The sequence below is a fragment of the Streptomyces sp. NBC_01306 genome (assembly GCF_026340465.1).
Taxonomy (GTDB): Bacteria; Actinomycetota; Actinomycetes; order Streptomycetales; family Streptomycetaceae; genus Streptomyces.
Genome location: NZ_JAPEPC010000001.1, coordinates 3,857,182 through 3,882,584, shown reverse-complemented (window position 1 = coordinate 3,882,584; position 25,403 = coordinate 3,857,182). Strand labels below are relative to the sequence as shown.

Annotated in this window: 27 protein-coding genes; 19 read left to right on the top strand and 8 right to left on the bottom strand. The window is 69.7% G+C overall.

From position 1 onward, the window contains the following. Window positions 1-11: 11 nt before the first annotated feature. Window positions 12-926 carry an alpha/beta hydrolase gene (locus tag OG385_RS16995; protein ID WP_266855487.1) on the bottom strand — a complete coding sequence of 305 codons (915 nt, stop codon included), beginning with the start codon at window positions 924-926 and terminating at the stop codon, window positions 12-14. A 231-nt stretch (window positions 927-1,157) separates the two neighbouring features. Here OG385_RS16995 and OG385_RS16990 point away from each other — a divergent pair, with 231 nt between their 5' ends. The 6 genes from OG385_RS16990 (at window position 1,158) to OG385_RS16965 (ending at window position 6,925) form a co-directional block, all read left to right on the top strand. Beyond that, window positions 1,158-1,949: a response regulator transcription factor gene (locus tag OG385_RS16990; protein WP_266855486.1), complete on the top strand. Its 792-nt coding sequence runs from the start codon at window positions 1,158-1,160 to the stop codon at window positions 1,947-1,949. Between the two features lie 36 nt (window positions 1,950-1,985). Continuing rightward, window positions 1,986-3,008 carry a LacI family DNA-binding transcriptional regulator gene (locus tag OG385_RS16985; protein WP_266855485.1) on the top strand — a complete coding sequence of 341 codons (1,023 nt, stop codon included), beginning with the start codon at window positions 1,986-1,988 and terminating at the stop codon, window positions 3,006-3,008. Window positions 3,009-3,205: 197 nt separating this feature from the next. After that, window positions 3,206-4,291, top strand: a complete 1,086-nt coding sequence (locus tag OG385_RS16980; RefSeq protein WP_266855484.1) for a S1C family serine protease — start codon at window positions 3,206-3,208, stop codon at window positions 4,289-4,291. A gap of 78 nt (window positions 4,292-4,369) precedes the next feature. Further along, window positions 4,370-4,681, top strand: coding sequence for a hypothetical protein (locus tag OG385_RS16975; RefSeq protein ID WP_266855483.1), 312 nt, complete (start codon window positions 4,370-4,372; stop codon window positions 4,679-4,681). A 52-nt stretch (window positions 4,682-4,733) separates the two neighbouring features. Further along, entirely contained in the window at window positions 4,734-5,465 is a 732-nt protein-coding gene (locus OG385_RS16970; protein WP_266855482.1) for a response regulator transcription factor, read from the top strand. A gap of 56 nt (window positions 5,466-5,521) precedes the next feature. Further along, window positions 5,522-6,925 (top strand): cell wall metabolism sensor histidine kinase WalK, encoded by a 1,404-nt coding sequence (locus OG385_RS16965; RefSeq protein ID WP_266860932.1) that lies wholly within the window; start codon window positions 5,522-5,524, stop codon window positions 6,923-6,925. 91 nt (window positions 6,926-7,016) lie between these two features. Here OG385_RS16965 and OG385_RS16960 read toward each other — a convergent pair whose 3' ends face one another. From OG385_RS16960 to OG385_RS16950, 3 genes are all read right to left on the bottom strand, one after another. Beyond that, a complete protein-coding gene (locus tag OG385_RS16960; protein WP_266855481.1) occupies window positions 7,017-8,285 on the bottom strand; it encodes a DUF2993 domain-containing protein in 1,269 nt (422 codons plus the stop codon). A gap of 380 nt (window positions 8,286-8,665) precedes the next feature. After that, a complete protein-coding gene (locus tag OG385_RS16955) occupies window positions 8,666-8,836 on the bottom strand; it encodes a hydrophobic protein (RefSeq protein ID WP_266855480.1) in 171 nt (56 codons plus the stop codon). Between the two features lie 205 nt (window positions 8,837-9,041). Then, the gene (locus OG385_RS16950; RefSeq protein ID WP_266855479.1) at window positions 9,042-9,659 is read right to left on the bottom strand and encodes a TetR/AcrR family transcriptional regulator; all 618 of its coding nucleotides are present in this window, start codon (window positions 9,657-9,659) and stop codon (window positions 9,042-9,044) included. Between the two features lie 98 nt (window positions 9,660-9,757). On the opposite strand from OG385_RS16950, the gene OG385_RS16945 reads away from it, so the two are divergent. After that, a complete protein-coding gene (locus OG385_RS16945) occupies window positions 9,758-10,564 on the top strand; it encodes an SDR family oxidoreductase (RefSeq protein WP_266855478.1) in 807 nt (268 codons plus the stop codon). Window positions 10,565-10,619: 55 nt separating this feature from the next. Here OG385_RS16945 and OG385_RS16940 read toward each other — a convergent pair whose 3' ends face one another. The 3 genes from OG385_RS16940 to OG385_RS16930 all read right to left on the bottom strand — a co-directional run bounded on the left by OG385_RS16940 (window position 10,620) and on the right by OG385_RS16930 (window position 12,365). Beyond that, entirely contained in the window at window positions 10,620-10,991 is a 372-nt protein-coding gene (locus tag OG385_RS16940) for a hypothetical protein (protein ID WP_266855477.1), read from the bottom strand. Between the two features lie 314 nt (window positions 10,992-11,305). Beyond that, window positions 11,306-11,500, bottom strand: coding sequence for a DUF397 domain-containing protein (locus tag OG385_RS16935; RefSeq protein ID WP_266860931.1), 195 nt, complete (start codon window positions 11,498-11,500; stop codon window positions 11,306-11,308). A gap of 13 nt (window positions 11,501-11,513) precedes the next feature. Then, complete coding sequence (locus OG385_RS16930; protein WP_266855476.1) at window positions 11,514-12,365, bottom strand: DUF5753 domain-containing protein; 852 nt, start codon at window positions 12,363-12,365, stop codon at window positions 11,514-11,516. Window positions 12,366-12,605: 240 nt separating this feature from the next. On the opposite strand from OG385_RS16930, the gene OG385_RS16925 reads away from it, so the two are divergent. The 8 genes from OG385_RS16925 (at window position 12,606) to OG385_RS16890 (ending at window position 19,286) form a co-directional block, all read left to right on the top strand. After that, window positions 12,606-13,052 carry an ATP-binding protein gene (locus OG385_RS16925; RefSeq protein WP_266855475.1) on the top strand — a complete coding sequence of 149 codons (447 nt, stop codon included), beginning with the start codon at window positions 12,606-12,608 and terminating at the stop codon, window positions 13,050-13,052. A 206-nt stretch (window positions 13,053-13,258) separates the two neighbouring features. Next, the gene (locus tag OG385_RS16920; protein WP_266855474.1) at window positions 13,259-13,729 is read left to right on the top strand and encodes a hypothetical protein; all 471 of its coding nucleotides are present in this window, start codon (window positions 13,259-13,261) and stop codon (window positions 13,727-13,729) included. Between the two features lie 249 nt (window positions 13,730-13,978). Then, complete coding sequence (locus tag OG385_RS16915; RefSeq protein WP_266855473.1) at window positions 13,979-14,443, top strand: calmodulin-binding protein; 465 nt, start codon at window positions 13,979-13,981, stop codon at window positions 14,441-14,443. A gap of 139 nt (window positions 14,444-14,582) precedes the next feature. Next, window positions 14,583-15,647, top strand: coding sequence for a YhcG family protein (locus OG385_RS16910; RefSeq protein WP_266855472.1), 1,065 nt, complete (start codon window positions 14,583-14,585; stop codon window positions 15,645-15,647). Between the two features lie 128 nt (window positions 15,648-15,775). Next, window positions 15,776-16,723, top strand: a complete 948-nt coding sequence (gene mshD / locus OG385_RS16905; RefSeq protein WP_266855471.1) for a mycothiol synthase — start codon at window positions 15,776-15,778, stop codon at window positions 16,721-16,723. A gap of 225 nt (window positions 16,724-16,948) precedes the next feature. Then, window positions 16,949-17,452 carry a GntR family transcriptional regulator gene (locus tag OG385_RS16900; protein ID WP_266855470.1) on the top strand — a complete coding sequence of 168 codons (504 nt, stop codon included), beginning with the start codon at window positions 16,949-16,951 and terminating at the stop codon, window positions 17,450-17,452. Beyond that, window positions 17,449-18,342, top strand: coding sequence for an ABC transporter ATP-binding protein (locus tag OG385_RS16895; RefSeq protein WP_266855469.1), 894 nt, complete (start codon window positions 17,449-17,451; stop codon window positions 18,340-18,342). The genes OG385_RS16900 and OG385_RS16895 overlap by 4 nt, the downstream gene beginning before the upstream one ends. Next, the gene (locus tag OG385_RS16890) at window positions 18,339-19,286 is read left to right on the top strand and encodes an ABC transporter permease (RefSeq protein ID WP_266855468.1); all 948 of its coding nucleotides are present in this window, start codon (window positions 18,339-18,341) and stop codon (window positions 19,284-19,286) included. The genes OG385_RS16895 and OG385_RS16890 overlap by 4 nt, the downstream gene beginning before the upstream one ends. A 16-nt stretch (window positions 19,287-19,302) precedes the next feature. On the opposite strand, the gene OG385_RS16885 is transcribed toward OG385_RS16890, so the two are convergent. After that, on the bottom strand, window positions 19,303-19,875 hold the full coding sequence (locus tag OG385_RS16885; protein ID WP_266855467.1) for a dihydrofolate reductase family protein: 573 nt from the start codon (window positions 19,873-19,875) through the stop codon (window positions 19,303-19,305). Between the two features lie 283 nt (window positions 19,876-20,158). Between OG385_RS16885 and OG385_RS16880 the strand changes: the two genes are divergently transcribed. From OG385_RS16880 to pstS, 4 genes are all read left to right on the top strand, one after another. Next, window positions 20,159-22,390: an RNA degradosome polyphosphate kinase gene (locus OG385_RS16880; RefSeq protein ID WP_266855466.1), complete on the top strand. Its 2,232-nt coding sequence runs from the start codon at window positions 20,159-20,161 to the stop codon at window positions 22,388-22,390. Between the two features lie 90 nt (window positions 22,391-22,480). Beyond that, window positions 22,481-23,446 carry a CHAD domain-containing protein gene (locus tag OG385_RS16875; protein WP_266855465.1) on the top strand — a complete coding sequence of 322 codons (966 nt, stop codon included), beginning with the start codon at window positions 22,481-22,483 and terminating at the stop codon, window positions 23,444-23,446. After that, the gene (locus OG385_RS16870) at window positions 23,443-23,856 is read left to right on the top strand and encodes an NUDIX hydrolase (protein WP_266855464.1); all 414 of its coding nucleotides are present in this window, start codon (window positions 23,443-23,445) and stop codon (window positions 23,854-23,856) included. The genes OG385_RS16875 and OG385_RS16870 overlap by 4 nt, the downstream gene beginning before the upstream one ends. A 358-nt stretch (window positions 23,857-24,214) precedes the next feature. Beyond that, complete coding sequence (gene pstS / locus OG385_RS16865) at window positions 24,215-25,354, top strand: phosphate ABC transporter substrate-binding protein PstS (RefSeq protein ID WP_266855463.1); 1,140 nt, start codon at window positions 24,215-24,217, stop codon at window positions 25,352-25,354. Window positions 25,355-25,403: the final 49 nt, after the last annotated feature.

The window sequence follows — 25,403 nt, the reverse complement described above, 5'->3', positions numbered from 1 at the left end:
ACCGGCCCGGGTCAGGCACCTTCCGGACGCATCAGCCACTCCCCCACCCGCCCCAACAACTCGTCCCCGGCCGCATTCTCCGCATGGCCCATCCCCGGCTCCACCCAAAGCTCCGCGGCCCCCGCCCCGGCCGCCGCGGCCAGCATCCGAGGATGGTCCAGCGGAAAGTAGGGATCCCGGTCCCCGTGGACGATCAGCAGCGGCGCAGGCGCGATCATCGGCACCGCGTCCACCGGTGACAGCGGTACCGGGTCCCACTCCTCCGTGTGGATCCGGGTCCGGAGCCCGAACCGCCCCACCAGCCGCCCCAGCGGTCGCGTGACCACCCAGTGCAGCCGCCGCATCGGCGCCGTCCCCCGGTAGTACCACCGCGCGGGAGAACTCACCGCGGCCACCGCCTGCACGGACCCGGCAGAACGGGACTCGGCAGAACGCGACCCGGCAGAGCCGGCACCAGCAGCCCCACCCGCACCACCGTCAACACCGGCACCCCCGGCACCCCCCGCCCCGTCCCCGTGCAGCGCCGCATGTCTCAGCACCACCGAGCCGCCCATCGAGAAGCCGACCGTCACCACCCGGCTGTGCCCGAGGCTGTGGGCCCACTCGACCGCCGCCGCCAGGTCGAGCACCTCCTTGTCGCCCACCGTCGAGCGCCCGCCCGACCGCCCGTGCCCCCGGAACGAGAACGTGACCACGGCCGCACGCTGCGCGAACACCCCCGCGGCGCGCCGCACCGCGGGCCGGTCGACCGACCCCGTGAACCCGTGCGCGACCACGATCGCCGTGTCGCCCGGACCCTTCACACACGGCTCGTACCGCGCCTCGACCGGTACTCCGTCCCGGGTACGAAGGATCACCCTGAGGTCGCCCGGAGTGACCAAGGGAACAGAGGCATTCCGGAAAGGCTCTTCTGACGCAGAACTCATGTGGGCTATTCTGGGGGGATCAGGACCTGGGCAAAGTTGCCCCCAGGTCCTTTTGTGCTTTCGGTGGGTTGTATACGAAACCCGCCGGAGCCGCGCAGCGAACCCCGGGCGCGGGGTATGCGCAGAAAAAAAGCAGTGCCACATACGTCCTCGCAGGGACCGAGGAGGAACCGACGTAATGGGCGAGCGATATATGCACGACCGTATGACGACCACGGCAGGTGGAGCGCGATGAGTTCTCTGCTGCTCCTGACCAACGCCCTCCAGCCGTCGACGGAGGTGCTACCCGCCCTCGGACTTCTGCTGCACAGTGTGCGGGTCGCTCCCGCCGAAGGCCCGGCTCTCATCGACACCCCGGGTGCCGATGTGATCCTCGTGGACGGGCGCCGCGACCTTCCCCAGGTCCGCAGTCTCTGTCAGCTGCTCCACTCCACGGGACCCGGCTGTCCGCTGATCCTCGTCGTCACCGAGGGCGGCCTCGCGGCCGTCACGGCCGACTGGGGCGTGGACGACGTCCTGCTCGACACCGCGGGCCCGGCCGAGGTCGAGGCGCGGCTGCGGCTCGCGACCGGCCGCCAGCAGATCACTTCGGACGACTCCCCGACCGAGATCCGGATCGGCGACCTCTCGGTCGACGAGACGACGTACAGCGCGAAGCTCAAGGGCCGGGTCCTGGACCTGACCTTCAAGGAATTCGAGCTGATCAAGTACCTCGCCCAGCACCCGGGCCGGGTCTTCACCCGCGCCCAGCTGCTCCAGGAGGTGTGGGGGTACGACTACTTCGGCGGTACGCGCACGGTCGACGTCCACGTAAGGCGGCTCCGCGCCAAGCTCGGCCCCGAGCACGAGTCGCTGATCGGCACCGTACGTAACGTCGGCTACCGCTTCGTCACCCCCGAGAAGGTGGAGCGCGCGGCCGAAGAAGCCCAGGCCAAGGCCGCCGAACAGGCCTCCGGGGCACTGACCCGGACGGAGGACACGGCGGGCTCCCGGGAGGCTGCCGTCCGGCCCGTAAAACGGTAGGTCCAACGGCAGGTCCATCCGCGTAGACTGCCGCGCGTGGCCAAGGTGACGCGGGACGATGTGGCGCGACTGGCGGGGACTTCGACCGCTGTCGTCAGCTATGTCATCAACAACGGACCGAGGCCGGTCGCCCCGGCCACGCGCGAGCGGGTAGTCAACGCGATCAAAGAGCTGGGGTACCGGCCGGACCGGGTGGCGCAGGCCATGGCCTCACGGCGCACCGATCTCATAGGGATGATCGTGCCGGACGCCCGGCAGCCCTTCTTCGCGGAGATGGCGCACGCCGTCGAGCAGGCCGCATCCGAGCGCGGGAAAATGGTGCTCGTCGGCAACTCCGACTACGTCGACGAGCGCGAGGTCCACTATCTGCGGGCCTTCCTCGGGATGCGGGTCTCCGGTCTGATCCTGGTCAGCCAGGGCATGAGCGAGCGTGCCGCCGCGGAGATAGAGGCGTGGGACGCCCGCGTGGTGCTGCTGCACGAGCGGCCCGAGGCCATCGATGACGTCGCCGTCGTGACGGACGACATCGGCGGCGCGCAGCTCGCCACCCGCCACCTCCTGGAGCACGGCTACGCGTACGTGGCCTGCCTCGGCGGCCTCGAATCGACGCCCTCCGTCGGCGACCCGGTGGCCGACCACGTCGAGGGCTGGCGGCGCGCGATGCAGGAGTCCGGCCGCTCCGTCGACGGCCGGCTCTTCCAGGCTCCGTACAACCGCTACGACGCGTACCAGGTCGCGCTGAAGCTGCTGGCGGGCCCCGACCGGCCCCCGGCGATCTTCTGCTCCACCGACGACCAGGCGATCGGTGTCCTGCGGGCCGCCCGTGAGCTGCGGATCGACGTGCCCACCGAGCTGGCGGTGGCCGGCTTCGACGACGTCAAGGAAGCGGCCCTCACGGACCCGCCGCTGACGACGGTGTACTCGGACCGCCCGGCGATGGCGCGCTCCGCGGTCGATCTCGTGCTGGACGACGCGCTCCGGGTCGCGGGGTCGCGGCGGGAGCGGCTGAAGCAGTTCCCGTCGGCGCTCGTCGTGCGCCGGTCCTGCGGCTGCGGCTGACGCCCGGTCCTCACGCCCGGTCCTGATGCCCCGTTCTGACGCCGGATCCTGACCGCCCGGCCCTGACACCCAACCTCGCCCGCGCACAGGCCCGTCGGGCCATTATGTCGGGCCTTTATATCGGGCATACGGGGTTCTGTCGGGCTTCTCAGCGGGCACTCAGGAAACTCTCATGGTCGGTGGCAAGGCTATGAGACATGACCGAGAACCCGGAGCAGTACCCCAACCCGCAGCAGGACGATGCGTACGCGGCCCGGTCCTTCCCGCCGCCGCCCGCACACCAGCCGTCAGCGGCCTGGCCGCCGCCGGCTCCGGCCGCCCCGGCGGACCACGTCACCTCCAGGCGCGCCAAGCGGCCGATCGCCCTCCTCGCCGCCGTCGCCATCATCGCCGCGGTCGTCGGCGGCGGTTCGGCGGCGCTCGCCGAGTCCCTGATGGACAACGGCAGCAACGGCGCGAACCCCGCGGGCACCGTCAGCGGCACCACCGTCTCGCAGTCGAGCAAGGGCACGGTCTCCGGTGTCGCCCAGGCCGTCTCACCGAGCATCGTGGAGGTCAAGGCGACTTCCACGGCAGGTCAGTCCACCGGGGCCGGCGTGATCGTCACCGCCGCCGGTGAGATCGTCACCAACAACCACGTCATCTCGGGTGCCGACACGGTCAAGGTCTCCCTGAGCGACGGCAAGACGTACACGGCGAAGGTGGTCGGCACCGACCCCGGCAAGGACCTGGCACTCATCAAGGTGCAGGGCGCGTCCGGCCTCAAGCCCGCCTCGCTCGGTGACTCGTCCAACGTCGCCGTCGGCGACCAGGTCGTGGCGATCGGCTCCCCCGAGGGCCTGACCGGCACCGTCACCAGCGGCATCATCTCGGCGCTGAACCGCGATGTCACCGTCGCCAAGGAAGAGGGCCAGGGGCAGAGCCAGGACCAGGGCCAGGGCCAGGACGGCCAGGGGCAGGGCTACGGGCAGCAGGGCGGCGGCGACGGGAACTGGCCGTTCCAGTTCGGCGGCCGGCAGTTCAACGGCGACACCGGCAACTCCACCACCACGTACAAGGCGCTCCAGACCGACGCCTCGCTCAACCCCGGCAACTCCGGCGGTGCGCTGATCAACATGGACGGCGAGATCATCGGCATCAACTCCGCGATGTACTCGGCCAGTTCGCAGAGCAGCGACAGTTCGAGCGACGCCGGGAGCGTGGGCCTCGGCTTCGCCATCCCGATCAACACGGTCAAGGCCGACCTCGCCCACCTGCGCGCGGGCGGCAGCAACAGCAACTAGTGCGACCCGCGTGAACCAGCACCACCCAGCACCACCAGTCGGCGCCGCACTCGCGCCGGCGCCACCCAGGAGGACCCCGTGACCGCAACTCCGCACGGCACCGCCACCGTCACCATCACCATCAACCGAGCCAGGCACGCCCTGCTCACCGCGATCTCCTGGGCGGACCCCGCCGGTCTGGGGCTCCCCCTCGCGCTGGCCCAGTCCCAGGCAGACCAGGCCGGAAAGACCGAGCAGGCCGGAAAGACCGACCAGAGCGGGAAGCCCGGACAGGAAGCAGCGGCACGGGCCCCCGAGGTACGCGCCCCCGCCTCCGCCTCCTCCGCCCCCTCCCCCGCCCGCTCCAAGGGGCGTGCCGCGCGCCGCCGACGGTCGGCCGTGCGAGGCTGAGGGACGCCACGCCGAAGACCGACGCCCCCCAGTAAACGAGGACAGAGAGCCGATGAGCCCCGCCGAGGACGGCCACGACCAGCAGCGCATCCTGATCGTCGACGACGAGCCCGCCGTACGCGAGGCGCTGCGCCGCAGTCTCGCCTTCGAGGGGTACGGGACGGAGGTCGCCGTCGACGGTCTGGACGCGCTGACGAAGGCGGCCCCGTACGCGCCGGATCTCATCGTCCTCGACATCCAGATGCCCCGCATGGACGGCCTGACCGCGGCCCGCAGGCTGCGGGCGTCGGGGTCGACCACCCCGATCCTGATGCTCACCGCCCGTGACACCGTCGGCGACCGGGTCACCGGACTCGACGCGGGCGCCGACGACTACCTGGTGAAGCCGTTCGAACTGGACGAGCTGTTCGCCCGTATCCGCGCACTGCTGCGGCGCAGTTCGTACACGGCGGCCGCGGGCGAGGCCCCCGACGACAACGTACTGTCCTTCGCCGACCTGCGGATGGACCTCTCGACGCGCGAAGTGACGCGTGGTGAGCGGCGGGTGGAGCTGACCCGTACCGAGTTCACGCTGCTTGAGATGTTCCTGGCCCACCCGCGCCAGGTGCTCACCCGCGAGCAGATCCTCAAGGCGGTGTGGGGCTTCGACTTCGAGCCGTCGTCCAACTCGCTGGACGTGTACGTGATGTACCTCCGCCGCAAGACGGAGGGCGGCGGCGAACCGCGTCTGGTGCACACGGTGCGGGGCGTGGGCTACGCGCTGCGGACCGGGAGCGCCGAGTGAGCTTCCCCCAGCCCGTGCGCTGGTTCCGGCGGCTTCCGCTGCGCTCCCGGCTGGCGATGCTGACGGCGGCCGCGGTGGCGTTCGCGGTGGCCGTGGTCTCGGTGATCTGCTGGTTCCTGGTGCAGGGGAAGCTGTACGACGAGATCGACTCGAAGCTCGCCGGGCAGATCTACACCCAGACCGTCTCCCCCACCACCCTGCGCAACAACCTCAACGACTGCCGCGCACCGGAGCCGCCCGGCAACTTCGGCCAGCAGACCTCCCCGTACTACGCGCAGCTCGTGCAGTCGGACGGCACCATCTGTGTGCGCGGTGGCGCGGGCACCATCAAGGTCACCGCCGGCGACCGTTCCCTGGCGAAAGCCGGCAACACCAAGCTGCCCAGGTACCGCAACGGCACGGACTCCGACGGGCACGCCGTCCGCATCCTCACGGCGCACGTGCTCTACCAGCCCGGGGTGCCCTACCCGGACATCGTGCAGATGGTCGCCTACCCGCTGGCGGACACCCGCAGCACCCTCAGCGAACTGGCCCTGCTGCTTCTCGCTGTCTCCGGTGTCGGTGTCATCGGGGCGGGCGCGGCGGGCCTGTGGATCGCGCAGGCCGGGCTCAAACCGGTCGACGAACTGACCGAGGCCGTCGAGCACGTGGCCCGTACGGAGGACCTCACCGTACGGATCCCGGTCGAGGGCGAGGACGAGATCGCCCGGCTCTCCCGGTCCTTCAACTCGATGACGGCCGCGCTCGGCGAATCCCGCGACCGTCAGGCGCAGCTCATCGCGGACGCCGGGCACGAGCTGCGCACCCCGCTCACCTCGCTCCGTACCAACATCGAGCTGCTCGCCCGCAGCGAGGAGACCGGCCGCCCCATCCCGCCCGACGACCGCAAGGCCCTGATGGCTTCGGTCAAGGCGCAGATGACCGAACTGGCCGCGCTCATCGGCGACTTGCAGGAGCTGTCCCGCCACGAGGCGACCCATGCGCCGGAGACCCTGAACGTCGTCGCGCTGCACGACATCGCGCAGTCGGCGCTGGACCGGGCGGTGCTGCGCGGCCCGGAGCTGACCTTCACCGCCGACCTCGGGCCCTGGTACGTACAGGCCGAACCGGCCGCGCTGGAGCGGGCCGTGATCAATGTGCTGGACAACGCGGTGAAGTTCAGCCCGCCCGGCGGGACCATCGAAGTCACCCTGGGAGAGGGCCGGCTGACGGTACGGGACCACGGCCCCGGCATCCCCGCCGACGACCTCCCGTACGTCTTCGAGCGGTTCTGGCGGTCCTCGTCGGCCCGTTCCCTGCCCGGCTCGGGCCTCGGCCTCTCCATCGTGGCCCGTACGGTCCAGCAGTCCGGCGGCGACATCGAGCTCAACCCCGCGCCGGGCGGCGGCACCGAGGCGGTCATCCGGATCCCGGGCGCCGCGACACCACCGCCGGACGCGCCGCCCTCAGCAGAGGCGTGAGGCGCCCGCCCCACCGGGCTCCGCGCCACCGGACGTCACCCCACCGGGCCCCGGTCCTTCCGCCATCGGGCGACCGGGGCCCCGCCCGTCCTCAGCGCTGCTTGCCCCAGTGCAGGCCGGAGCCCGCCAGGTCCGCCCTGATCCCGTCCTTCTCCACCACCACATGGCGCAGGCTGATGTCGCCGGGCGCCTTGGGCAGCTTGAAGGAGAGCGAGAACTGACTGGAGAGCTCCGGCGGGCGAAGGCTCATCACGGCGGCGATCAGCTTGGGGTCGATGCCCGCCTTCTGCAGCAGCCAGGGGTGGGCGACGACCTCGTCGACCAGGTTGACCTGCATCAGCTGGTGGGCGAAGCGCGGTGTGCCGGTCAGCTTGTGCAGCTGGTCGTCGCTCTGCAACGCCTGCTGCACGCGCTTCTGCGGTACGCCGATGCGCTGGACGATGGACGGTACGGAGAGCAGCGCCTTGATGTGGCTCTCCTCGCGGGCGATCCGGGCGGCAGCCTCGGGGGCGAGCCGCAGCCCGGAGTGCGCGCGGTCCTTGCCGGGCGTGTACGTCGCGATGCCGGGCACCTCGATCCGCATGTGGTCGACCGTCGTGGAGACCGCCCGGCCGCCGTCCCGCTGGACGTGTGCCTTGGCCTGGACGCGTACCTCGGTGCCCGCAACAGGCAGGCCGCCGTGGACATTGATCGAGTCGTGCCCCTCGTCGGTGAACTTGACCTGGGAGGCGCCGAGCTCGCGGTTCATGTCCTCGAACGAGAGGAAGACGTCGCCGTCCATCGAGCCGACCACGGCGCCCTTGATGGAGCTGGGGAGGTCTCCGTTGATCCGGATGTCCTTGGCGGTGGCGTGCACCTCCGCGAGGGAGACCCGGTCGGCCGGGACGTCGGGGACGGCCACGTCGACCCGGTCGAGGTGCTTGTCGAGAACCTGGGTGAGGAACGGGAAGCCGTGGATGTCGACCTCCGGTCTGGTCACCAGGTGCATCGACTGCTGGAGCTTCTCGGCGGCCTTGTTCTGCGCGTACAGCTCGGCGAACCGGTCGGCGAGGAAGAGGAATCCGGTGCAGACCAGGGCGGCGACGGCGACCTTCACCACGGTGGACACGGCGGCGAACCGGCGCCGGGCCCGGTGGTTGGGCGGCGACCAGCGGTCATCGGGGTCGTCACGGCTCTCGCCGGCGACACCGTCGGCTTCGTCGTAACCGTCGGCTTCGTCGCCATCGGACTTCAGCCCCAGCCCGAGGGGGTCGCGCTCGTCGTAGCCGTACGGCTCGAAGCCCGGCTCCGGATCGCGGAGTTGTGCCAGTTCGTCGTAGGGATTACGCGGATGCGGGGGTATGCGTGTGGGGGGTCGCATCGGCTCATCCCACCACGCGTGCGCCCCCCGAACGCAAGTCGTACCGGGGGTAGCACCCTGCTTTGCACCCTTTGTCGGCTACCGCCGGATGTTAGGCCGGTCACAGCCCGAAGCGGGGCGGCCAGAAAAAGTCTGGCCGCCCCGCTTCGGTGAAGGGACACAGTGAGCCAGGGGCGGCCGCGGCTTCGGGCGGCCCCGGATGCTGTCACTCACATAACTGCTCCCTCATTCGAATTACTGCGACCCCGGACCAGAAGTCCGGGAAAACATTCACCGATAGCGGCGAAATGATCTCCGGAACACCGGGTGCCCCGCCGCGCGACACTTCACACATTCCCTGCCGAGGAAACCAACGCGTCACTCTGTTCGGCGGGCGCCGTCTACCACCGGTACCAGCGGCTGCGCTTTCCACCGCTCGCCGCGGGACGGATGACGAATCCCAGCAGCCACACGACCAGCACGACAGCGGCGATCCACCACAGGGCCTGGACGGCGAAACCAGCACCGAAAAGGATCACCGCAAGGACAAGAACAAGAAGAACAGGAATCATTTTTTTAACCTCCGAAGCATCGAGTGCCCCGACATCACTACTTCATTCCTCGAAGCTCCGGAAAGCCCCCGACAGTAACTTTCCCAGCCTCTCGGCACTTCCCTCAACGCACCCTCTCAGTACGCCTCTCAGCGCCACAATTCCCCGACGGAAAATCAATAGAACTCGAAGAGGAACGAAGAAGAACCCTATGGAAAAGCGGCCCTTACTCCGAGACCCCGCCCCGGGGGCGTCCGGCGTTGGCGGCGAGTGTGCGGGCGGCTTCGATCACTGTCTCGCGGCGGCGGGCGAAGGCGGCCTCGTCGGTCTCCTCGTCCAGAGCCATGCGGGCCATCCTGGGCACCGCGAAGTTCCACGCGATCAGCCCCATGATGGTGAACAGCAGGTCCTGGGCAGCGCGGACCCGGGCGTCCTCGGGCAGATGGCGGGCCACGCCTCCGTCCACGAGATGGCGAGCCTTCTCGCGGAAACCGTCCCGGCGCTCCTGCTCACTCTCGGGTTCGTCGCCCGCCTCCAGCGCCTCCCACAGCAGCAGCCTGATCAGCTCCGGGTGCTCCTGGTACCAGTCGAAGAGCTGCCCGACCACCTCGGCCATCGCGTCGGGATCGACGGGGACGGAGAGCCGGACCTCCTCCAGCTTGGCCCGGAGGATGGCGGTGAACAGCTTCTCCTTGCTGCCGTAGTACAGATAGATGGCCTGCTTGTTGGCCCTGGCGGCCTTGGCGATCCGGTCGACCCTGGCCCCGGCCAGACCGTGCTCGGCGAACTCGGCGACGGCGGCGGCGAAGATGCGCCGCCTGGTGTCTTCCGCGTCATAGGCCATGAACAAATTAAACCATCCGGTTGACTGCCCTCTGTCCAGGCAGCAGTATGAACACAAGAGTAAAACAACCAGATGGTTTATTCACGGAAGGCTCTCCCATGAGCACTGCGACTCCCGTCCCGACCCCCATCCCCGTTCGCTCACCGCTGCCGAGCGCCCTCTCCGGTACGACGGTCGTCCTCGTCGGCGGAAGCTCGGGAATCGGCCTGGCGGCGGGCACCCTGCTGCGTTCGGTCGGCGCCCGTGTCGTGCTGGTCGGCCGCGACCCCGACCGGCTGAAGGCCGCCGTCCACCGGCTGCACAGCGCAAGCCCGGCCGGGGCTCCCGACGATGCCGTGCTGGCCGTTCCCGGCGACGGCGGCGACGAGCAGACCCTCACCGATGCCTTCGACAGGGCGGGTCACGTCGACCATGTGCTCGTCACCGCGGGAGGCATGAACGGCATCGGCCCCCTGACCGGACTGTCGGCCGATGACATCCGCACGGCCTTCGACTCCCGGCTCCAGGCGGCCTTCACCACCGCCCGCACGGCGGCGACCCGGCTCCCGGCAGGAGGCTCGCTCACGTTCAGCTCGGGGATCCTCGTGGTCCGCCCCGTTCCCGGGATGGCCGCCCCGCTGTCGGTGGCCGGTGCCGTGGAGACCCTCACCAGGGTTCTCGCCGTGGAGCTGGCCCCCGCACGGCTGCGCGTGAACACCGTCCGCTTCGGCCGGATAGACACACCGCTGCTGCGTTCGCTGCCGGGCCTGGACTCCGACGACGCGATCGCCACCGCCGGATCGACCACTCCCCTCGGCCGCTTCGGCACCGCTGAGGAAGCAGCCGCCTCGGCCCTCTTCCTCATGGCCAACAACTACGTCACCGGCCAGGTCATCACCGTCGACGGCGGCGAAACCCTCACCTGAGCAGTCGGCCCCGGAAGCCTTGCCCGTAACCGCTCCCATGCCGGACCGGCCCACCTCAGTACGGCCCGCACGTGCTGCCCAGGACGGGGATCAGCGCCCCGCCGTCGACACGGAATTCCAGGTACGGGCGCACGGACCACTCGATCCACCGCCCCCGGTGACTCAGCGAGAACCCGCACGGCTCACCCCGGTGCAGTGCGCCGATCGCACCGACACAGCCGCCTCCGTCGACCCAACTCAGCGCGCGGTGGCGCTCGATGGGCGGAAGGGCGTGCGCCAGCTCGCGTACGTCCGCTCGGATACGGCGGATCGCCTCGGCCGGTGCGGTGGCCGCGTACCGCGCCACGTCCGCCACGTCGTCGGCGTCCATCGTGCGGTAGGTGATCCGCTCGTACCAGAAGGCGCGGGTGGGGTGCGCGACACGCATGATGTGTCCTCCTGACGCGACGTCGGGGCCGCCCCCTGCCTACTGCCGGCGTGACGAGCTGTAGGCAGGGGGCGGCCCCTTCTTGCCCCCTCAATCGGCGCAGACCGAAGGGGAGTTGTGGCGCCTTTGCATGAACACAGGTCACCAGTAGCCCCGTTGGCGGCGCGATATGAAGCTAGCGGTTGCACCCACCCCGTATCAAGCGTTTGACGTCTAACGAGTGATACCAGTCGCCCGGATGAGTGCTACGGAACAAAACAAGGCGGCCCCCACCTGCGCCGGTGGGGGCCGCCCGAAGCGGAAGTGGGCCCGACTCACGCCAGGTCGTCGAACTCGCCCTCCTTCGCACCCCCGAGGAAGGCACGCAGCTTGGCGCGGGTCGTGTGGATGACCACACCGGGGTTGTCGCTCTCACGCATCAGGATCTCGCCCCCCTGCTCGGCGAGTTCGAGACAGTTGTTCCCCTCCGCACCCGACGACTTCGAGGACTTGCGCCACTGGATTTCCATGGTTCTCACGCCTTCATGCTTGTTGTGCGATTCTTCGGATGAAGTCCCGGGAACTCTCCGGATCGAGCGACCGCTCCTCGGTCCGGTCGAGCACTGCTCGATAGTTCACGAGACGAGTCTCGGCATCCAGAAATGCAGGCCCGGTCGCAGTGTCCATCTGAACGGTGTCGAGCTGCGGGACTGAGCCGTAGACGTATTGTGTCGAACTGCCGGGCTCCGGGAAACCGCCTGCCGCGAAGGGGATCACCCGGATAGTGACGTTGTCCCGGTCCGATTCCTTCAGCAGATGGGCAAGTTGACTACGGGCCACGCTCGGGCCGCCGTATGTCATCCGCAGAGCGGCCTCATGGATGAGGAACGTGCAGGCGAGCGGTGCTTCACGGTCGAGCACGTCTCGACGCTTCAGCCGATGGGACAGCTGCCGCCGCTGCCGTGCCGGACTCAGTGGCGGCACCACTTCCGCGAACACGGCACGGGCGTAGTCCTCATTCTGGAGCAGGCCAGGCATGTACATGATGTGCACCGAGCGGATCCCGACGGCATGGTGCTCCAGCTCGGCCAGGTCGAGCGCACCGCTGGAGAAGTCGTTGCGATAGTCCTCCCACCAGCCGCTTATGCGCTCCGACGCCATGTCGGCCAGAGCATCGATATAGGCCACGTCAGGGCACTCGTACTGGCCGGCCCAGGTCCGCACCCGTTCACTACTGACCCCAAATCGGCCTGACTCGGTGTTGCTGATCGCAGTGCGGTCCGTACTGAGCAGCGCTGCGGCCTGAGCGAGCGACAACCCCGCGTGCTCACGCATCTTCCGCAGCTCAGTGCCCAGACGGCGCTGCCGCGCCGTGGGCGCCTTCCTCGATGGCATCGACCTCTCCTTAAGTCGGAACCCAGTGTGGCCCGTGCCCATTCGACAGTCCACCTCGTTGAGTGAATGAGTCGACTTGGTCACACTAATTAGCCTCGTGCACTAACGTCGTCATCGACGTCGACAAGCCCGAAGTGCAGCCGCTTCAGCGCGCCTTGAGTCCTGCGCGCCGATCCGGCCATTGCCACGGACAACGAGCGGCGCACCCGTTTCGGATCGCATCGCGTAGGGAGAACCCTCATGACCCCCGCCGCACCACGCCCCCCACAGGGCGGCGAGTTCTACCGCATCGCCCTGCCCAACACCGCCAACGCACCCCGCATCGCACGGGACTTCGTCACCTCGCTGCTCACCGTCAGCCGTCACCGCGACCTCACCGACGACGCGCGGCTCTGCGTCGCGGAGGTGGTGACCAACGCCCATCGCCACACCCGTACGCCCCGGATCCAGCTGTACGCGACCGTCAACCGCAAGCAGATCACCGTCTCCGTGGCGGACAACGCGCCCTGGTTCCTTCCCGCACTCGCTCCCTCACCTGCGGACGATCAACTGGAGTGCGGGCGCGGACTGTTACTGCTCGACCGACTCGCGTTCGCCTGGGGATGGACCCTCCTCGGCGGCTGCACCCCGGACCGCAAGGCCGTCTGGTTCACACTCGCCAGGACCGGGACCGGCGAGCTTAGATAGCGCCGCGCGCCCCTCCTCACCTGCTGCTTTCCCATACTCGGACCGATGCGACGCTCCGGCGCGTGCAGTCGGCAACGCAGGCCGACTCCGTAGCTCGTTGGAGTGGATGCCCCGGGCTGATCTTCTGCTCGAAGCAGTCGATCTGTATACCTATGGCTACGGAGGGTTACTTATTCAAGTGACCCGTCAGCGCCAAGGAGCATCTGGTGAAGTTCCGTAATTCTCTGTGTGTCGCGGCCGTATCGGCCTCGCTGATCCTCGGTGCGGGTAGTGCCTTCGCGGCTCCCGCCCTGACCACAAGCCAGGCCGGAGCGGCCAAGGTTGCCGCCGCGCGTCCCACCAGTGACACCATCATCCGGCCGCGTGCGCAGATCTGTAAGAACGGTGCGTGGACGTCGGGCAACGGCCGGACCATCCTCCGTATGCAGGAGGACGGCAACTTCGTCCTTTACAAGGACGGTCACCCGGCCTGGCAGGCGCCCCACACCTGGTCGCACGGGAACTGCGCCGTGTTCCAGGAGGACGGCAACTTCGTCGTCTACAACTCCGCGAATGAGCCCGTGTGGGCGTCCGGCACCTGGCACAAGGGCGCCTACCTGGCCATCCAGGACGACGGCAACGTCGTCATCTACAACAACGAGCACCGCCCCGTCTGGGCGACCAACACGGGTGACTGACCTGACAGTTCCCGATCCGGGAGCTGAAGGCTGACAGCCGAAAGAAGAAGGGGCGGCGAGCCGTCAGGGCCCGTCGGGTCTCCGCCCCGCCAACCGCACACCGAGAACCGAGCGCCGGGACGCCGGCCCCTCGCCGACACCACTCAGACCAAGATCCACACATTGCTCACTTTGAGTAGCCAATCCGCTACTTTCAGCGATGCAGCGGCCGTGTGGACGGCCGCGTTTCCCGGAAGGACCTCTGCACCCATGCGACGCGTCACCAAGATCGGCCTGTTTGCCTCGGCCCTGATGCTCACCCTCACCGGCGCCGCCACCGCCACTGCCCAGCCGGACACCGCCACCACCCGCGCCGCAGCGGGCGACGCCGCCTACTTCGAGGTGGCCAACGGCCATGACTACCGCAGCACCTGGATCATCAAGCTGACCAAGCCCGAGGACATCCAGCACGCCCGTGACCTGGTGAGCGGCGCGACGACCGAGAGGCCCCACGTCATCGGGCGGATCGACAAGCGGCCCGCGCCGTACAACCCCCGCTGGAGCTACAACCTCCGCCCGGACAGCATCGGCTTCTTCGACTACGCCATCGAGGTCTGCGACGCGCACCCCGCGTACGTCGAGGACCACCTGGACGAGGCGGGCGGCCCCTTCCTGCCCGGCCTGGTCTGGTGCCCCTGGTCCTCACACATCACGAAGGAAATCCCCGCGCCCTGATCTCGCTCTTCCGCCACGGGCTGCGGCCCCCGTCCGCCGACCAGGCGAGCGGGGGCCGCAGTCCGTAGGAGTCACCCGTTCGGTGGATTGATATCAGCAGGAACGTCACAGCACCGCAGGTCAGCGCGAGCCTGTCCAGATGAACGACGAAACGGCCAGGGGCGTCTTGCCCGCCCAGGCCTCCGCTCTTCCGCCCGGCTTCTTCGACCTGGTGCATGACCTCAAGGCGATCGTGCGTGGCGCCCATGTCCGCGCCCAGCTGAAGGTCAACACAGAGATGCTCCTCATGTACTGGGAGATCGGCCGGACGATCCTGGCACGGCAACAGGACGAGAAGTGGGGCACGGGGATCATCGGACGCATCTCGGCCGAGCTGCGCACCGAGTTCCCGAACCAGCGAGGGTTCAGTACGCGCAACGTCAAGTACATGCGGCAGCTGGCTCGAACATGGCCCGAACAATTTGGGCAGCAAGCTGCTGCCCAATTGCCATGGGGACACCTCCAGCTCCTGATGGACAAGTGCGAAACCCGCTTCGAGCTGGACTTCTACGCCCAGCACGCCGTCCACCACGGCTGGTCGCGCGACCATCTCGGCTCGATGATCCACACCGCGCTGCACCGTGCCAAGGGAGCCGCCGCCAATAACTTCGACGTCAGCCTGCCCGAGAGTTCCGACGCGGTGAAGGAGGTTTTCAAGGATCCCTACCGGCTCGACTTCACCGAACTCACCGGACGTCCTGCGGAGCGCGATCTGGAGGATGCGCTCGTCGCCAATCTGGTCCGGTTCCTGACGGAACTGGGCGTCGGCTTCGCGTTCGTGGGGCGCCAGTACCCCGTGGTGGTGGGCGACACCGAGTTCCGTATCGACCTGCTCTTCTACCACTGCAAACTGCACTGCTACGTCGTGCTGGAACTCAAGACCCGGAAGGCCCACCCAGAACACTTCGGACAGCTCGGGTTCTATGTGTCGGTGGTCGACGACCTGGTCCGTGACAAAGAAGTCGACGGTCCTACCGTCGGCATCCTCATCGCCGAGAGCCGGGACCGCTCCATGGTCGAGTACGCGCTGCGCGGATACAGCAAACCCCTGGCAGTCAGCACCTATGCCGGGCTGCCGGAGCGCGTACAAGGGCTGCTGCCCAGCGCGGAGGATCTCTCCCGCATCGCGGACGACGTCCTGCGCAAGCCGTCCGGCGGCGCCTGACCGACGCCACCGGGTGCCGGCCGCCGCGTTGCAGCCGGCGTACGAGCCACCCGGCATCGGCCAGAGGTCAGGTCGGATCCAGTCGCTTCCCGCCGGGTCACGTTCCCGGCGTCTGTACGCTCGCCCCCATGACGAATGCGCCCGCAGACCCCGCACCCGGCCGGCAGATCCAGACCCTCGACGCCCTCACCGCCGACCAGGAGCAAGCCGTACGCGCGCTGCTCGCCGAGGCCGCGCGGACCGATGGGCAGCAGGCCGTCTCCGAGCAGGGACGGCTTCAGCTGCGCGGAGGGCGGCGCGAAGGGGTTCAGCACTTCCTGGTCAGCGTCGGTGACACGCTCACCGGGTACGCCCAGCTGGAGGCGACCGACCCCGTCGAGGCACCCGCCGCCGAACTCGTCGTCCACCCCTCCCACCGGGGACAGGGCAACGGCCGCGCGCTCGGCTCCGCACTGCTGGCCGCCTCCGGGCGGCGGCTGCGCGTCTGGGCGCACGGCGGACACGCGGCGGCCCGCCACCTCGCCCAGGTGCTCGGGCTGGCCAAGTTCCGTGAACTGCGCCAGCTGCGGCGCCCGTTGGCCCCGCTGAACATCCCCGAGCCGGTGTACCCGGACGGCGTCACCGTACGGACCTTCGTACCCGGTCAGGACGATGCGGCCTGGCTCGCCGTGAACGCCGCCGCCTTCGCCCACCACCCCGAGCAGGGGTCGATGAGCCAGCGCGACCTGGACGACCGGAAGGCGGAGTCCTGGTTCGACCCGAAGGGGTTCTTCCTGGCGGTACGGGACGCGGATGCGGACGGCGGCCCCGGCGGGGAGATCGTCGGCTTCCACTGGACGAAGGTGCACGCCGACGAGCAGCTGGGCGAGGTGTACGTGGTCGGCATCCGCCCGGACGCCCAGGGCGGCGGCCTCGGCAAGGCGCTGACCGCGACCGGGCTGCGCCACCTCGCGGCCGAGGGGCTGCCCACGGCGATGCTGTACGTGGACGCCGACAACACGGCGGCCGTCACGGTGTACGAGCGGCTGGGCTTCACCACGCACGAGGTCGACCTGATGTACCGCTCGGAGTCCTGACCCACGGAGACCCGGAGCCCTGAAATCGCGGAATCCCACAGCCCCGCCCTGCGGAAACTCACAGTCCTGACCCGCGGAAACACTGCACGGCACACCGCCCTCCCCGGCCGCCCGGGGAGGGCGTTTCCGATCCCGGATCCGAGCACGGATCCGATCACGGAGTTGACATGCCTCCGACCTTGCATCACCCTTTCACTACTCAACTAGTGAAAGGGGGGTGGGCATGTGATCGAGTTCCGTATCGACCGGCGCAGCGGCGTCTCGACGTATCTCCAGATCGCCCAGCAGACCAAACAGGCTCTGCGCCTGGGCCTGTTGCAGCCCGGTGACCAGCTGCCCACCGCACGCGCGGTGGTCGAGTCCACCGCCATCAACCCCAACACGGTCCTGAAGGCCTACCGCGAACTGGAACGCGAGGGACTGGTCGAGGCCCGGCGCGGCATGGGCACCTTCATCCGCAAGTCGCTCGGGCACACCCCGCCCGCGGACTCGGCGCTGCGGGCCGAGCTGACCGAGTGGGCCGCCCGGGCCCGTACGGCCGGACTGGAGAAGGACGACGCGGCAGCGCTCTGCGCCTCCGTACTCGACGACTGCTTCCAGGACACCGCCGGCACCACCGGCGCTACGGCCACCACCGGCTCCACGGGCACCACCGCCGCCTCGGACACCCACATCCACACCCGCGCCACCACCGACGCAGCCCGCTCCAAGGGGGACATGCACACATGACCGACACCGCCATCGAGGCCTCCGGGCTCGGCAAGACCTACGGGAGACGGCGCGGCTGGGCGCTGCGGGGCTGCTCCTTCCGGCTGCCCGTCGGGCGGGTCTGCGCACTCGTGGGCCCCAACGGCGCCGGCAAGTCGACGCTGCTCGCCCACACCGCGGGGCTGCTGCGGCCCACCGAGGGCGCCGTACAGGTGCTCGGGACGTCGGCCGCCGCCGCCCGTGAACGGATCGCCTTCGTCGCCCAGAGCAAGCCGCTGGTCGGGCAGTTGACCGTCGCCGAGACCCTGCGCATGGGGTACGAGCTGAACCCGGCCCGCTGGGACGCGGCGGCCGCCGAGCGGATCATCGCCGGCGGCAAGCTGAACCGGAACGACACCATCCGCACCCTCTCCGGTGGCCAGCGCACCCGCGTCGCCCTCGCACTAGCCCTCGGCAAGCGGCCCGAACTGATGCTGCTGGACGAGCCGATGGCCGATCTCGACCCGCTCGCCCGGCACGAGCTGATGGGCGCTCTGATGTCCGAGGCCGCCGAGCACGGCACGACGATCGTGATGTCCTCCCACGTATTGGCCGAACTGGAGGGCGCCTGCGACTACTTGCTGCTGGTCGACGCCGGCCGGGTACGGCTGGGCGGCGAGACCGAGGACCTGCTCGCCGTCCACACCCTGCTGACCGGTCCTGTGGCATCCCTCGACCCGCACACCGTCATCGAGTCGCGCACCACAGGACGCCAACTGACGGCGCTGGTACGGCGGGACGGGCCGGTGTCGGGTGACTGGCAGGCCATGGAACCGTCCCTGGAGGAGCTGCTCCTCGCCCATCTGCGGTCACCCGACGCACCCGCCCTGCTGACACCGAGCGCCGAACACCGTACGGAGGCAAGGACATGAGCACCCTGCACCAGAACACCGTGACCGACCCCGGCACCCCCGCCGACACCAACGCCGGCACCGGATCGCAGCGGCTGCGCGGACCGTACTGGGTCGCCGCCCGGACGCACCGATCCACCCTCCAGGGGGCCGCCGGGCTCCTCGTCCTGGCCGTGCTCCTGCTGATCGCGATCCGCGTCTGGGGCGGCGGCCTGGCGGGCGGGTACTGGACGGACACCCGGATTGTGGAGAACGCCGCATCGGTGATCGCACTGCTCCCCTATCTGATCGCCGCCTTCGTGGCCGGACCGGTCGTCGCCCGCGAGCTGGAGTCCGGCACCCACCAGCTGCTGTGGACGCAGTCCGTCTCCCCCGTCCGCTGGTTCGCGGCGAAGCTCGCCGTGCCGACCGCACTGGCCCTCGTCGGTTCGGTCGTACTCGACGGCCTCTACCGCTGGGTGTGGAGCACCAGCCGGCACGAGGACGTGGCCCTGAACTGGTATTCCGACAGCGTCTACCACGCCATCGGCCCCATCGGCATCGCCACCGCCCTGCTCGTGGTCCCGCTCGGCGCCCTGACCGGCCTGCTGATCCGCCGCACCGTGCCCGCGATCGTGACGAGCCTGATCGCCACCGCGGCCGTATCCAGTGTGCTTGAGGCCGTACGCGGCCACCTCTGGCCGGTCGTGACCGTCCGCACCAGCCTCGCCACGGGCTACCCGGCGATGAACGGCATGGTCACCGGCGAGGGCGCCGTCACGACGAGCGGCGCCCACGTCGCCGACCCGATCTGTGTGGACGACAAGCAGTGCCAGGCGGCCCACCACCTGGCGGGCTACTTCCGCTCCTCGCACCCGGTGTCCCACTTCTGGCCGCTCCAGCTGGTCGAGACCGGCATCCTGCTGGCCCTGGCCGCCGTGCTGGCCCTGGTGGTGTTCCGCGTCGTCAAGCGGATGGCGGTCTGAACGCCGCGACGCCGGGTCAGCCCTCAGGGGCCGGGGCGTAACGCTGGAGGGTGATCCCGCTGCGGAAGGCCCTCGACTCCAGGAGCCGCAGCCGCGGGATCCCGTACCCCTCCGGGAAGAGACGGCGGCCGCGGCCCTGGACCACGGGGTAGACGAAGAAGCGGTACTCGTCGACCAGGCCGGCCGCGATCATCGTGTGCGCCAGGGTGATGCTGCCGGTGAGCACGATGTCCTTGCCACCCTCCCGCGCCTTGAGCGCGGTCACCTCCTCGACCGGGTCGCCCTTCAGTACCGTCGTGTGCTCCCACCGCGGATCCGTGAGCGAGGCGGACACCACGTACTTCTGGACCCGGTTCAGATAGTCGGTGATGCCGGTGGTGTCGTCGGTCTGCTGCGGCCAGTAGCCGCGGAAGTCCTCGAAGGTCCGCCGGCCGACGAGCAGGGCGTCGGCCCGGCTGTCCTGCCGGTGGCTCTCCTCCATGAGGTCGCTCATGTCCACAGCGCCCTGGCCCTGCGGGTCGAACCAGTCCGTGAGCATCTCGACCGAGCCGTCGACCGTGATGTTCTGGGTGATCGCGAGGGTGCGCATACCGGTCCTCCTGCTGCTGACGCGATGCCGATACTGATGTTGACTGCGCCGGGGGCGGAGAATCATCGGTGCGAACCGACCGGCACCCGCCTCCCGGACGTCATGGCGCGCCTCCCGGACGTCATGGCGCGCCTCCCGGACGTCATGGCGCGCCTCCCGGACGTCATGGCGCGCCTCCCGGACGTCATGTCCTCGTTACCCGTCATTCAGACGCGCTTGCGACCCTCTCGGAATGCAACCCGTCACCGCGCCCGCCGACCCTCCCGCGCGGAACAATGGGCATATGAGCCAGCAGCCCAGTGCAGAGGTCCCGGTCAAGCACCTCCAGCCCTCCGTCGGTTCCATAGCAGCACACCGTCCGCACACCGTCGCGGCAGCCGTTCCCGACCTGGATCCGGGCATCGACGCCGACGTCGACGCGTACGAGGAGTCCGCCGACGGCGCCGGCGCCGAGCTGCCGTCCGGCCGGTTCCTCGACCGGGAGCAGAGCTGGCTCGCCTTCAACGAACGGGTCCTCGAACTGGCCGAGGATCCGGCGACCCCCCTCCTCGAACGGGCTAATTACCTCGCCATCTTCGCGAGCAACCTCGACGAGTTCTTCATGGTCCGGGTGGCGGGCCTCAAACGCCGTATCGCGACCGGTGTCGCCACCCGCTCCGCATCCGGCTTCCAGCCCCGCGAGGTGCTGGAGCAGATCTGGACCAGGTCGCGCGAGCTCATGGCCCGGCACGCCGCCTGCTACCAGCAGGACGTCTCGGCCGCGCTGGCCGACGAGAACATCCACCTGATCCGCTGGGACGACCTGACCGACAAGGAGAAGGCCCGGCTCTTCACCTTCTTCCGGCAGCGGATCTTCCCCGTGCTGACCCCGCTGGCCGTCGACCCCGCGCACCCCTTCCCGTACATCTCGGGTCTCTCGCTCAACCTCGCCGTGGTCGTCCGCAACCCGGTCAGCGGCCACCGCCACTTCGCCCGGGTCAAGGTGCCGCCGCTGCTCACCCGGTTCCTGGAGGCGTCGCCCCAGCGGTACGTGCCCGTCGAGGACATCATCGCGGCGCATCTGGAGGAGCTCTTCCCGGGGATGGAGGTGCTGGCGCACCACATGTTCCGGGTCACCAGGAACGAGGACCTGGAGGTCGAGGAGGACGACGCCGAGAACCTCCTCAAGGCCCTGGAGAAGGAGCTGATGCGGCGCCGCTTCGGGCCGCCCGTCCGGCTGGAGGTGGAGGAGTCCATCGACCCGTACATCCTCGACCTGCTGGTCCGCGAGCTGAAGGTCTCCGACGCCGAGGTGTACCCGCTGCCCGGCCCGCTCGACCTCACCGGGCTCTTCGGCCTCGCGACGCTGGACCGGCCCGAGCTGAAGTTCCCGCCGTTCATCGCGGGCACCCACCGCGACCTCGCCGAGGTCGAGTCCGCTTCGGCGCCCGACATCTTCGCCGCCCTGCGGGAACGGGACGTGCTGCTGCACCACCCGTACGACTCGTTCTCCACCTCCGTCCAGGCCTTCCTGGAACAGGCCGCCGGCGACCCGGACGTACTCGCCATCAAGCAGACCCTGTACCGGACGTCCGGCGACTCACCGATCGTGGACGCCCTGATCGACGCGGCCGAGTCCGGCAAACAGGTGCTCGTCCTGGTCGAGATCAAGGCCCGCTTCGACGAGCAGGCCAACATCAAGTGGGCCAGGAAGCTGGAGGAGTCGGGCTGCCACGTCGTCTACGGCCTGGTGGGGCTGAAGACGCACTGCAAGCTCTCGCTCGTCGTACGACAGGAGGGCGACACGCTGCGCCGCTACTCCCACGTCGGCACCGGCAACTACCACCCGAAGACGGCCAGGCTGTACGAGGACCTGGGGCTGCTCACCGCCGACCCGCAGGTCGGCGCCGACCTCTCCGACCTGTTCAACCGGCTCTCCGGCTACTCGCGGCGCGAGACCTACCGGCGGCTGCTCGTCGCCCCCAAGTCACTGCGCGACGGCCTGGTCGTCCGGATCGACAAGGAGATCACGCACCACCGCGCGGGCCGCCCCGCCTACGTCCGCATCAAGGTCAACTCCATGGTCGACGAAGCGGTCATCGACGCCTGCTACCGGGCCGCGCAGGCCGGCGTGCCCGTCGACGTGTGGGTGCGCGGCATCTGCGCGATACGCCCCGGTGTCACCGGCCTCTCCGAGAACGTCCGGGTCCGGTCGATACTGGGCCGCTTCCTCGAACACTCCCGGGTGTTCGCCTTCGGCAACGGCGGCGAACCCGAAGTGTGGCTGGGCAGCGCCGACATGATGCACCGCAATCTCGACCGCAGGATCGAAGCGCTGGTCCGCGTCGCCGACCCGGCCCACCGCGCCGCGCTCAGCCGGCTCCTGGAGACCGGGATGTCCGACACCACGTCCTCCTGGCACCTGGGGGCCGACGGCAACTGGACGCGTCACGCGACCGACGCCGAGGGACGGCCGCTGCGCCATGTGCAGGAAATGCTGATAGACGCCAGGAGGCGCCGCCGTGCGACCCCTTGATGCCCCCCTTGACGCCCCACGGAGGCGTCTTGATGCCCCACGGAGGCGCCGCCGTGCGACCACCCCTTGACGCTCCCCGGAGGCGCAGTCGTGCCACGCCCTGACCCGACGGCGACCGCGGGCCAGCTCCTCGCCCGCTATCTGCACGACCAGGCCGCGGAGTTCCTGCGCAGCCTGCGCACGTACTCGGAAGGAGACGAGGAGGCCGCCCGCGCGCTGCGCCGGTCCGCCCGCCGTATCAGCGGCACCCTGCACACCTTCCGCGGCCACCTCGACGCGGCCTGGGCCGACCAGCTGCGGTCCGAACTGGCCTGGCTCTCCGGCACGCTGGCCCGTGAGCACGCGTACGCCGAGCGGCTGGCCCGGCTGCTCGAAGCACTCGGCAGGCTCTCGGCCGGTACGGCTTCGCTGCCGGGGCCGCGCGACGGGACGGCCCCGCACCCCGCGCTCGCCATGGGCGCCGCGCGCGCCGGCGCGCTCCTGGAGCGGCAGCTGACCCTGGCCAGGACCCGCGCCCACTCGGCGGCGCTCCAGGCGCTGGGCTCCTCCCGCTTCCACGCGGTCGCGGACGCCGTCGCCCTGCTGGCGTCGGACGTGCCGTTCGCGCCCGCCGCGACCACGTACGCCACCGAGACCCTGCCGCCCGCGGCCGAGACGGCGGGCCGCAGACTCTCGGACGCGGTGGCGGCGCTGCCGCTGCACCGGGCCGCGCACCCGTACAACGCGGAGGGGCTGAGCGACGCCCAGGACGCCCCCTGGCACCAGGTCAGACTGCTGCTGCGGCTGCACCGCTACGCGCAGGAGGCCCTGCACGCCGGCCAGGACGACCGGCCGGGCCCCGACCTGCGGCTCTACGGCGCGGGCCAGGCCCTCGACCAGCACCGCGAAGCGGCCGAGGCCGCGGGGGCGGCCGCTTCGGCGGCCCGTACGCCCCGGATCGCCCCGGCGACGGCGTACGCACTGGGGGTGCTCCACGCCGACCAGCGCCACGAGGTCGAAGCCGCCCGCTACACCTTCCAGCAGACCTGGCAGCGCACGGCGGTGAGCGCTCCATGACGAGTGACGCGGAGGTTCCCGTACGGGCGGCGGGGTGCGTGCTGTGGCGCCGCGCCCCGGCCGGCGGGCTGGAGATCTGCCTGGTCCACCGGCCGAAGTACGACGACTGGTCGCACCCGAAGGGCAAGCTGAAACCGGGCGAGGACACCCTGGCCGCCGCACTGCGCGAGGTCCACGAGGAGACCGGCCACGACTGCGCCCCCGGCGCCCGCCTCCCCACCGTGCGGTACCGGGCGAACGGCCGCCCCAAGGAGGTCAGCTACTGGGCCGCCGAGGCGACGGCCGGAGAGTTCACCCCGAACAGCGAGGTGGACCGGGTGCGCTGGCTCTCCCCGGCCGCTGCCCGCGCCCGCCTCACCCAGCAGCGCGACCGGGAACTGCTCGACGCACTGCACGCCGCGCTGCGCTGACGCCACCGGACCGCACCGGACCGGCCCAGGAGGCCCGGAAACGCCCGGAAACAACGGGCCACCGCGAGGCCACAGAGGCGCCGCAGAAGGGCTGGAAACAGCGGTGCCGTACAGAGGCATGGGGCGTACGGGGCCTGTGGCGGCGGACGGTGCGTCACCCTGCGGTCACCGCACAGGACCCCGCACCCGGTCGTCCGCCGAGGTTCACTCTCCGTTCACTCACCCCCGTCGGCCACTTCACCTGATCTGCCTAATTTCGGCCTTACACGGTGCACGGCACCCCGCCGCACCGGTCACCTCTTCGCACGCCGCCGTACAACGAATCGAAACCCGGCGGCTCCTGGAAGGAACACCCGAAGTGAAGCTTCAGCAGCGCAAGACCCGGCTTCGCGCCGCCGCGCTCGGCGCCCTCGCCGTATCCGGCGCCCTGGTCCTCACGGCGTGCGGTTCGGACAACAACAGCGGCTCGACCGGAGGCACCGGCACCAAGACGAACGCCGCATCCGACGTCAAGTGCGACGGTGCGAAGGGCCAGCTGCGCGCCTCCGGTTCGAGCGCGCAGAAGAACGCGATGGACCTGTGGGCCAAGGGCTACATGGCCGCCTGCCCCGGTGTCGACATCAACTACAAGTCGTCCTCGTCCGGTGAGGGCATCGTCGCCTTCAACCAGGGCACGGTCGGCTACGCCGGTTCGGACTCGCCGCTGAAGCCCGCCGAGGTCGCGGACTCCAAGAAGGTCTGCACCGGCGGCGGCCAGGGCATCGACCTCCCGATGGTCGGCGGCCCCATCGCGGTCGGCTACCACCTGGAGGGCGTGGACAACCTGGTCCTCGACGCCCCCACGCTGGCGAAGATCTTCTCGGCGAAGATCAAGACCTGGGACGACCCGGCGATCAAGAAGCTCAACCCCGGCGCGAAGCTGCCGTCCAAGGCGATCCAGCCCTTCCACCGCGCCGAGGACTCCGGCACCACGGAGAACCTGAGCAAGTACCTGACCGCGGCGGCGCCCGGCGACTGGAAGTACCCGGTCGGCAAGTCGTGGCCCGCGCCCGGCGGCCAGGCCGCGGCCGGTTCGGCCGGTGTCTCCCAGCAGGTGAAGCAGGTCGACGGCTCGATCGGCTACTTCGAGCTCTCGTACGCCACCTCGCAGAAGATCTCCACGGTCAAGATCGACACGGGCGCCAGCGCCCCCGTCGAAGCGACCTCCGACAACGCCTCCAAGGCCATCGCCGCGGCCAAGGTCGTCGGCACCGGCTCCGACCTGTCGCTCAAGCTCGACTACACCACCAAGGCCGACGGCGCGTACCCGATCGTCCTGGTGACGTACGAGATCGTCTGTGACAAGGGCAACAAGTCCGACACCCTCGGCACCGTCAAGTCCTTCCTGAACTACACGGCGAGCGACGAGGGCCAGAAGCAGCTCTCGACCGCCGGTTACGCGCCGATCCCGACCGAGATCAACGCCAAGGTGCGCAAGACGCTCGCCACGATCTCGTAGTCCGGTTCCCCACGTTCCCCACGTTCCACAGCAGTGACGGCGTCCGGCC